This window comes from Bradyrhizobium sp. KZN70725 (assembly GCF_055264925.1).
The window spans coordinates 92,385-100,404 of the sequence record NZ_JBUYWT010000029.1 but is presented as its reverse complement, the minus strand read 5'-3'; the positions used below and the strand labels follow the sequence as shown (position 1 = coordinate 100,404).

9 protein-coding genes and 1 pseudogene are annotated in these 8,020 nt (G+C 64.4%); 2 read left to right on the top strand and 8 right to left on the bottom strand.

What is annotated here, in order from left to right; translation table 11 throughout:
• On the top strand, positions 1–903 hold a 903-nt coding region (locus tag ACZBJS_RS25425), incomplete at its 5' end, for a hypothetical protein (RefSeq protein ID WP_463439406.1).
• Positions 904–1,015: 112 nt separating this feature from the next.
• On the opposite strand, the gene ACZBJS_RS25420 is transcribed toward ACZBJS_RS25425, so the two are convergent.
• The 5 genes and pseudogenes from ACZBJS_RS25420 to ACZBJS_RS25400 form a co-directional block, all read right to left on the bottom strand.
• Complete coding sequence (locus ACZBJS_RS25420; RefSeq protein WP_316398346.1) at positions 1,016–1,348, bottom strand: PRC-barrel domain-containing protein; 333 nt, start codon at positions 1,346–1,348, stop codon at positions 1,016–1,018.
• A 262-nt stretch (positions 1,349–1,610) separates the two neighbouring features.
• The gene (locus ACZBJS_RS25415; RefSeq protein ID WP_316398347.1) at positions 1,611–2,549 is read right to left on the bottom strand and encodes a YVTN family beta-propeller repeat protein; all 939 of its coding nucleotides are present in this window, start codon (positions 2,547–2,549) and stop codon (positions 1,611–1,613) included.
• Between the two features lie 2 nt (positions 2,550–2,551).
• On the bottom strand, positions 2,552–3,091 hold the full coding sequence (locus ACZBJS_RS25410) for an SRPBCC family protein (protein ID WP_316398348.1): 540 nt from the start codon (positions 3,089–3,091) through the stop codon (positions 2,552–2,554).
• Positions 3,092–3,249: 158 nt separating this feature from the next.
• Positions 3,250–3,732, bottom strand: coding sequence for an AAA family ATPase (locus tag ACZBJS_RS25405; RefSeq protein WP_463439405.1), 483 nt, complete (start codon positions 3,730–3,732; stop codon positions 3,250–3,252).
• A gap of 63 nt (positions 3,733–3,795) precedes the next feature.
• Positions 3,796–3,906: pseudogene (locus ACZBJS_RS25400) on the bottom strand (AAA family ATPase); the annotation flags it as partial.
• A 189-nt stretch (positions 3,907–4,095) separates the two neighbouring features.
• On the opposite strand from ACZBJS_RS25400, the gene ACZBJS_RS25395 reads away from it, so the two are divergent.
• On the top strand, positions 4,096–4,419 hold the full coding sequence (locus ACZBJS_RS25395; RefSeq protein ID WP_168858303.1) for a hypothetical protein: 324 nt from the start codon (positions 4,096–4,098) through the stop codon (positions 4,417–4,419).
• A 292-nt stretch (positions 4,420–4,711) separates the two neighbouring features.
• On the opposite strand, the gene ACZBJS_RS25390 is transcribed toward ACZBJS_RS25395, so the two are convergent.
• The 3 genes from ACZBJS_RS25390 to ACZBJS_RS25380 form a co-directional block, all read right to left on the bottom strand.
• Positions 4,712–5,587 (bottom strand): PCC domain-containing protein, encoded by an 876-nt coding sequence (locus ACZBJS_RS25390; protein ID WP_316398351.1) that lies wholly within the window; start codon positions 5,585–5,587, stop codon positions 4,712–4,714.
• Positions 5,588–5,591: 4 nt separating this feature from the next.
• Positions 5,592–7,232, bottom strand: coding sequence for an acyl-CoA synthetase (locus ACZBJS_RS25385; protein WP_316398352.1), 1,641 nt, complete (start codon positions 7,230–7,232; stop codon positions 5,592–5,594).
• A gap of 210 nt (positions 7,233–7,442) precedes the next feature.
• Complete coding sequence (locus tag ACZBJS_RS25380) at positions 7,443–7,844, bottom strand: SPW repeat protein (protein WP_316398353.1); 402 nt, start codon at positions 7,842–7,844, stop codon at positions 7,443–7,445.
• Positions 7,845–8,020 lie beyond the last annotated feature (176 nt).

Sequence of the window (8,020 nt, the reverse complement as noted above, 5' to 3'; positions counted from 1 at the left end):
AAAACCCACAAACATCCGTTGACGAACAGTCGATTGTCCGCAGCCGTACGTCCCGGGTCGCCAGCTTTCCCCGGCAGCAGTGGCGCAATCCTCGCCCATTGCGCCTCCGTCCGCTCATATCGTTTCGCCGCCACCATCTGCTCCGTGTCTCGAATCACGGAACTCTATGAATCAGCGATCAAACCGCTTGGGAATCCTGAATGTCGATCGGTCCTAGGGAACGAGAAATATGTCTTCGCCGGCGGCGTTGTTGCCGCCTTTGAATGCAAATTGACCTTACGGACCAGCGACATCAAGCGAGCATTTTCAACCGCGTCCATTGTCAAACGAAAGGCGCCCACCCGCCTAGGAACCCCATATGACGAATTGAACGGGGCACCAATTTTTGGATTGTTGGCCCATTCCAAGTCTTTGGGTAACGACCAAGGCTGGCACCGCTTATATGACGCGGTTCAAAAGTACGCCGCTGAAACCTCTGATCATCCTCGCGAATTGCTAGACGTCATTTGCGTTGCAGATACAGCTACAATTGCCTTGGGCAAGCATGTTTTGGTCGGCAAGGGGCTAAGCGAACAAGAACTCCAAGAGCTTAATGAGATCGGCGAGCAAAGCGCCGTTGCAGCAATGTACGTGGTCCAAGACGAAGCTAAGCGCCATGTAGACCTAGATTTCTCTGGAGCAATCTTAGCTGGCCTCGTTTACGACCTCACCTACAGGATGGCTTTCGACGACCCGACGATTCGTCCTTGGGCAGATCATCTGTCGGGCTTAGGATTCTATGGCGGAATTGGAATCCCGCTCTATTGTTCGGAAGAAGTTCTATCGGACGAAGTGCGCCAGCGTCTCAAGCACGACGGAGCCAGCAAAGACCATTGGAGCAAATGGAATCGAAATTTGCCTTAGCAAGTAGCCCGAATGAGCGAAGCGATATCCGGGGTCACCGGCCGAACAAGTTGACGGCCTCCGCATGTCGCTTCGCTCATGCGGGCCACAACAACCGCCCCTCGCCTCCGCGCTACACCGCCCAATAGTTCGGGTGCGTGTACGTCTGCGAGCGGTCGCCCCAGTCGAATTCGTCGCCGTCGAATTCGGACGGCCCGGCGCGCAGATCCTCCAGCGTCACCTCGGCCTCGAAGGCCTGGCGCACAGGATCGAATCGCAGCGCGGCCCATCTGACGGGATAGTGGTGGTGGGTACTCAGCACGCCGCCGGTCTTGATGATGGCGTAGGCCACCGTTCCGCTCACCTTGTCGAGCATCAGCCGCTCGATCGACCCGAGCTTGGCGCCATCGCGCCCGAAGACGCAGACATGCTCGACCCGGTCACTGGGCACCAAGGTATGATGCATGGCATCCTCCCTGTGTTCCGCTTATTTGCCCGATAATATATGCCTGCCGCGCTGGTGAGCCAATGGGGCGCGGCTCGGCGACAGGCCGCAGGGGCCGGTTGGCTCTACCCTGCGGCGGCGGACGCTTGCACAATTTCGGATTAATAAAAACGTACCGCTGATTTGCCCGACGCGTCAAGTCGCTTTTCCGAGTCTCGGCGGCAGCCTGCTCCTTTGCATGGGGTTGTTTTCGATATTTTGGGACACCCCACGCACCTTCCGCCTACTCGGTCCGTCTGAGGAACGCCCCGAACGCGCGCGGGCCATCGCCGACCTTGACCTCGCCAATCACCTTCAGCTCGGCGGCGTCGATCACGCTCAGCGTGTTGCTCTCCCAGTTCGCGACCAGGATACGCTTGCCGTCGGCGGTCGCCTCGATGCCTTCGGGGTAATCGCCGACCGTAATCCGCTTCATGGGCTGCAACGTCACGAGGTCGAACACGCTGACCTTGCCGTCATACTGGTCGGTGACGAAGCCGCGGCCCTGCGCCAGCGCCACCGCGTAGGGGCGCAGGCCGACATGCACGCGGCCGATCTCGCGCGCGGTCGCGACGTCGATTACCGAGACGTCGTTGGTGCCGACGTTGGCCGTGTAGGCACGCTTGCCATCGGCATCGATGGTGACACCAAACGGCCGACTCCCGACCTTCACGATCCCCCTCCGCTCGCGCGAGGCGGTATCGATGATGGAGACGCTGTCATCGTCGCGATCCGCCGACAGCAGCAGCAGCCCATCCGGTGTCACCGCCAGCCCGGACGGCGATGCACCGACCGCGATACTTGCGACGACACGCCGCTCTCTGGCATCGATCACCCGCACCGCGGCGGCGTACCAGTCGGCGACATAGACCATCGCGCCGTCGGGCGCGACCGCGATGCCGAGCGGCCCGCCGCCGACATCGACCCGGCCCACCACCTTTCGCGCCGGCGCGTCGACTACCGTGACCGCCTTGGCATCCGGGCTGGTCACATAAGCGAAGCGGCCGTCATTGCTGACGGCAACGCCGGCGGGCTTGCCGCCGATCGCGATGGTCGCGACCGGCTTCGAGGTCGCGAGATCGACCACCGTGAGATCGTCGCTGAGCTGGTTGGTGACGAACGCCTCCTCGGCGCGCGCGGCGCCGAGGCTGGCAAGCAGCGCGACGAGCGCAATCGCGCGCACGCTCAGGTCCCGCTCTCGATCTTCTTCTTCAGCGCTTCGAGCCCGGCCTTGTAGAGCCCGCTCACCGCCTTCACCGCGGCCTCGTCGCTCAGCTCCGGCGGCGGGTCGTTGTTGGGAAAGCCGCGATAGAACGCGCCGTTCCATTCCAGCTTCGACTTGCCGTCGGGCGCCGGCGACACCGTCAGCGTCGAGGAATAATTGGTGACCGGCAGCACCTTCACATCGACGGCCGTGATCCGGTACGAATAGCTCATCATCTCCGGCTCGTATTTGTAGAGCTCCTCGTCGACGGTGGCGCCGGGCCCCAGCGTCAGCCGCCGGGTGGCGCCGATCTCGTTGCCCTTCTCGCCCTCGGTCTTGGTGACGCCGGCGAGCCAGCTCATGTCCTGGAAATTGCTGATCACCGCCCACACCTTGGCCTGCGGTGCGTCGATCTCGATCGATTCCCGCACCTTCTGGCGGGTCGGCCCATGGGCCCAGGCGGCCCCCAACACGGCCAATGCCGCCACCACCACGAAAGTCCGTGCGATCGACCGCCTCATCCTTGGTCCTCTCCCGATGTCTGTCGGCCCTGCGCCGCCTGGCGCATGCCGCAGTTTATGATTGGAGGTTCTAGACTAGACCGGCAACCTGCTTCTTGCACCAGAGCGAACTCGCACCCGCCGGCTTCCCCGGGAGGCAAGTCCGCCGGGCGGTGGTCTCACTCCTCGATCGCCGCCTCGACGAACCCTTTCGGATCGTCGCAGAACTCGCGCATCAGCCGGTAGTGATCGGTGTCCCTCAGGCTCACCGGCTCCAGTGCGTATTTGCTCAGCCGCAGCAGCGTCGCATTCGGATAGGCCATCAGCACCGGCGAATGCGTCGCCATGATCACCTGGCAGTGGCCGGTGCCGTTCATCCGGTGCAACAATTTGAGGAATTCGATCTGCCGCGACGGCGACAGCGCGGATTCCGGCTCGTCGAAGATGAAGATGCCCTGCCGCTGGCAACGCTCGTTGAAGAAGCGCAGGAAGCCTTCGCCGTGGGAATAGGACAGGAAGTTCGGCGGCACGTCCCCGACATCCAGCGCGGCCTCATCGACATAGCGCGCCACCGAGAAAAAGCTCTCGGCGCGGAAGAACCAGCCATTCGTGATCTTAGGTAGCCAGCTGGCACGCAGCGCCGACGCAAGCGAGCCGCCCATCTTCTCAACGGCATTGCCGTGGTCGACCGCGCGATAGCCCTTGCCGCCGCCGGCGTCGTCATAGCCGGCCATCACGGCGATGCCTTCGAGCAGCGTCGATTTGCCGGTGCCGTTCTCGCCGACGATGATCGTGATCGCCTTGTCGAAGCTCAGCTCGAAATCGTCGCGCAGCAGCGGCAGTACGAACGGATAGGCATCGCGGTTCGGAATTCGCGCAGGATCGAGCCAGACCCGCTTCAGATACGGCGCAGGCATGTTGATCGGGCGGTTTCGTCTGGCCATGTGCGCGGATCCGGGGAAACAATGGCGGGCGGCCCAGTTTATGATAAGAGCCCGCAACAATCCTAGATGGCCGGATGCCCCATGCCCAGCAAGTCTTACGCACTCTTCCGCAAGGCTGTCAGCACCGAACAGCAGGTCGTCTGCATCTATGACGGCCGGCCGCGCGAACTCTGTCCGCACATCATCGGCCACAACAAGAGCGGTGAAGAGGTCGTGCTGGCCTGGCAGTTCGCCGGCTCGAGTTCGGGCAGGCTGCCGCAATGGCGCTGCCTGCGGCTCGCTCACGTCAGCGACATTAGCCTGCGCAACGGCCCTTGGCACGAGGGCGGATCGCATCGCACCGAGCAGACCTGCGTCAGCGAGATCGACCTCGACATCAACATCCATGTCCGCAAGCGGAGGTGAGCGGCCCCTGCGCCCCCTGGTCAAGAGAGGGCGGCGAAGGCGGCAAGCCTCGGACAATTCATGTCGCGAGAATGCGGATATGTGACTCGCAGATCGCGCAACAAATTAGGTGTCGTCCCGGGCAAGCGAAGCGCGACCCGGGACCCATAACCACCGAAGGTCATTATTGCATAACGCTGGAGCCACAGCTCGCTTCGACAACGAATGTCTGTGGTTATGGGACAGCGGAGGCCGCGGCGCGATATCGGCTCCGGCGAACGCCAGGACGACCGCCGGGAGAAAGCGCCCGCCCCTACGGCTGCTCCGCCTCCGCCAGCACCTCCAGCGCCAGCTCCATCGTCATCAGCACCGGATTGTCGCCGCGCACCAGGCGTCCCTCGGCGATGCCGCCGAGATAGTCGACCAGCGCGATGTCGAGCTCGGCATGCAGCCGGCCATCCGCGTCCGGTGCGATCTCGCCCGCGGTCACCGCGAGCTCGGTCGCGAACGGCACCACGCTGTGGCCGTCGGTGAAGACGGCGCCGATGGTCGAGCCGACGCCGCCATGCAGCCGCGCGCGCAGGATGCCGTGCTGGCGGCAGAAGGCTTCCAGCGCGCAGGCAAAATCCTGGTTCGGCCGCAGCCGCAGCGCGAAGGCATGGCTCGTGGTCCTGGCCCCACGCGGCTCGGCTGCGACCGGACCGAACAGCTTGAAATTGGTTTCGCTGTCCGCCTCGGCCAGGAACGTCGCGCCGTCAATCCCGAACGCGTTCACCTCGAACGGCTCGGCGACAATGGTTTCTTCCGGCAGCATGTGGCCGCCATTGAAACGGCCGTCGGCCTCAGTCCACAGGCCGTGGCAATGAAAGAACGGCGCGCCGTCGCGTTCGCCGAAGGTCAACGCCGCCAGCTTGAGCCGGGTCACGCCGTCGGGACGGAACGTGTCGCTGTAGAACGCGGCGTTGACGCCGTCCTTCGATAGCGCCGGCATCACATAGGCGAACGGCCCGAGCGCGCCGCTTTTCGCGCTCAGGACGCCGCTGCAAAAGCCCTCCGCCGCAAAGCCGCTGCGCACGGCTTCGAGCAAGGGAATGCCGGCCTCGAGCACGAATGAAAAGGCGCGGCCGCGCGCGCTGACCCATTGGATGCGCTCTGGATGCGGAGCGCCAGGCTGGGCGATGCTGCGCATCGCCTCACGCTCCCGTCGATTTGGCGATCACCTCGAGCAATCCGCGCGCCTCGAGTTCGTCGCGGATCAGCCGCTTCGGCACCTTGCCGTAGCCGGACTTCGGCAGCGCCTCCCAGAAGAAGAAGCGTTTCGGCATCTTGTAGCGCGGCACTTTTGGCGCGAGATAGGCGGCAAGCTCCGCCTCCGCGACCGCCTCGGCGCCCTCGCGCGCGACGCAGACGGCGACGCCGACCTCGCCCCAGAAGGGATCGGGTACGCCGAGCACCGCGACCTCGCCGACCGCGGGATGGGTCAAGAGCTTCTCCTCGATCTCGCGCGGATAGATGTTGGAGCCGCCCGAGATGTACATGTCGGAGGCACGGCCGGTGATGTAGACGAAGCCCTCCTCGTCCATGTGGCCGAGGTCGCCGGTGCGGAACCAGCCGTCGCGAAACGCCTTCGCATTGGCCTCGGGGTTGTCGTAGTAGCCCGCGAACACGCCGGGACCGATCACGCAGATCTCGCCGGTCTCGTGCGCCTTCAGCTCGCTTCCATCGTCGCCCTGGATCGAGACCTGCATCCCGGTGCGCTCGAAGCCGCAGGTGCCGATCCGCGCATGCGGCCCGTCCTCGGGATCGTGCAGGCCGGGCGGCAGCACGGTGATGTTGCCGGTGACCTCGCCGAGACCGAAATACTGCACCAGCACGCCGCCGAGCTTGTTCAGCGCCGCCTTCTGGTCCTCGCGATACATCGGCGCGCCGGCGTAGATGATGTAGCGCAGCGAGGAATGGTCGTGCTGGTCGGCGGCGGGATGCTCGACCATCATCTTCAGGATGGTCGGCACCGTGAACATGTTGCTGACGCGATGCTTGGCGATCAGCCGGAAGGCTTCGGCGATGTCGAACTTCTCCGACGGCAGCAGGATGGTCGGCACGCCGCGCGCGGTCTGCACCAATTGATGTACGCCGGCGCCATGCGACAGCGGCGCCACCACCAGCGAGGCGTCCTCTTCCGTGGTGCCGGGCATCAAGTCGGCGAGATGGTTGGTGATGACGAAGGCCATCTGGCCATGGGTCAAGACCGCGGCCTTGGAGCGGCCGGTGGTGCCGGAGGTGAAGAAGAACCAGCAGGGATCGTCGTAATCGACGGTAACGTTCTCGACCACAGCGCCGGCGTGCTTGGCGATGACGTCGCCGAGCGTCGCCTCGCCGAACGTGCCCTCCTCCCCGATCCGCCAGACGAATTCGAGCGCGGGATGGGCGGCCGCCTTGGCATGTTCGGGGAAGTCGGCGTGGCACAGAAACGCCTTGGCGCCGGAGGCCGCCCCGAGATAGGCGACCTCGTCCGGCATCAGGCGGAAATTGGTCGGCACCCAGACCGCGCCGAGCCGGAAGGCCGCGAACATCGACCAGAACATCTCGTCGCAGTTCTTGGAATGCACCAGGATGCGGTCGCCCTTGACGATGCCGCGCGCCGCCAATGCCGCCGCCAGCGCCGAGACGTTCTGGTCGATGTGACGCCAGGACCAGGCCTTCTCGTTCCAGACGAAGCCGGGGCGATCGCCGTGGCGGCGGGCGTTCTGTGTCAGGATGTAGGCGAGGTTCATCACCCGGCGCGACACCCGCGCGATCCCGCCGCGCGGCGCGGCAGCAGCCGTCCCGCTCATTGCCGCCCCGCCGATACGCACAACAGACAGGGCAAGGTCAGGACGATCATCGGGTGTTTCCTCGGTCAGAACCGGGCGTCTTCAAGCGCCGCAAGGGATTGGTACCGCCCGGTTTATCGCCAAGCCGCCGCCTTCGGCAAGGCCCGCCGGGCGCGGCCCGATGATACCGCGCGCCGGCGGCGGTCAACCCGTTGTTTTCTGCCCAGCCCGCTACTGCGGGTGCTTGGCAAGTTCCTGCTCGCTCAGGTTCCAGTCCTGCCACAGCTGCAACGCGCCTATAAAGGCGACCAGCGCGCCGAGCAGGATGTGCCAGAACTGCAGCGCGTGGTCCTCGGCGTAACCAAAGACCATGGGCGATGCCATCAGCCAGAGACCGAGCAGGATGCTGGCCACCTCCTCCCAGCGGTGCAGCGCGACATATTCGAGCTGGGCGATGCCGAGCACCAGCATGCCGACCATGAAGCTGTTGAGGACGAGGTGGCTGCGCTCGATATCGACGGCGCCGCTCACCTGCATCGGAAACCAGGGCGAGACCATGATCAGCACGCCGAGCAGCATGCCGAGCCAGTCCTCCCAGGGACGGTGTGTGTTGAATAAACGATTGTCCGACATGACGAACCTCCTCCGACAAGAGGCATACGTCGGCGGCCGGCTCCGCCACTCCGTACCAGACGACCATCCAGCCGCATCAGGGGCGTATGTCTGTCATCAAACGTAATCGAACTGCATCCATCCGCAAGGCCCGTCCCGCGTATGTGCGACACGGCAGGAGCGATCGTTGCCGGCAA

What these genes read in the sequence shown, in the direction of transcription:
- ACZBJS_RS25420 (WP_316398346.1), bottom strand. Translation starts at nt 1,348, where the DNA reads ATGCATCATACCTTGGTGCCCAGTGACCGGGTCGAGCATGTCTGCGTC.
- ACZBJS_RS25410 (WP_316398348.1), bottom strand. Translation starts at nt 3,091, where the DNA reads ATGAGGCGGTCGATCGCACGGACTTTCGTGGTGGTGGCGGCATTGGCC.
- ACZBJS_RS25405 (WP_463439405.1), bottom strand. Translation starts at nt 3,732, where the DNA reads ATGGGCGGCTCGCTTGCGTCGGCGCTGCGTGCCAGCTGGCTACCTAAG.
- ACZBJS_RS25395 (WP_168858303.1), top strand. Translation starts at nt 4,096, where the DNA reads ATGCCCAGCAAGTCTTACGCACTCTTCCGCAAGGCTGTCAGCACCGAA.
- ACZBJS_RS25390 (WP_316398351.1), bottom strand. Translation starts at nt 5,587, where the DNA reads ATGCGCAGCATCGCCCAGCCTGGCGCTCCGCATCCAGAGCGCATCCAA.
- ACZBJS_RS25385 (WP_316398352.1), bottom strand. Translation starts at nt 7,232, where the DNA reads ATGAGCGGGACGGCTGCTGCCGCGCCGCGCGGCGGGATCGCGCGGGTG.
- ACZBJS_RS25380 (WP_316398353.1), bottom strand. Translation starts at nt 7,844, where the DNA reads ATGTCGGACAATCGTTTATTCAACACACACCGTCCCTGGGAGGACTGG.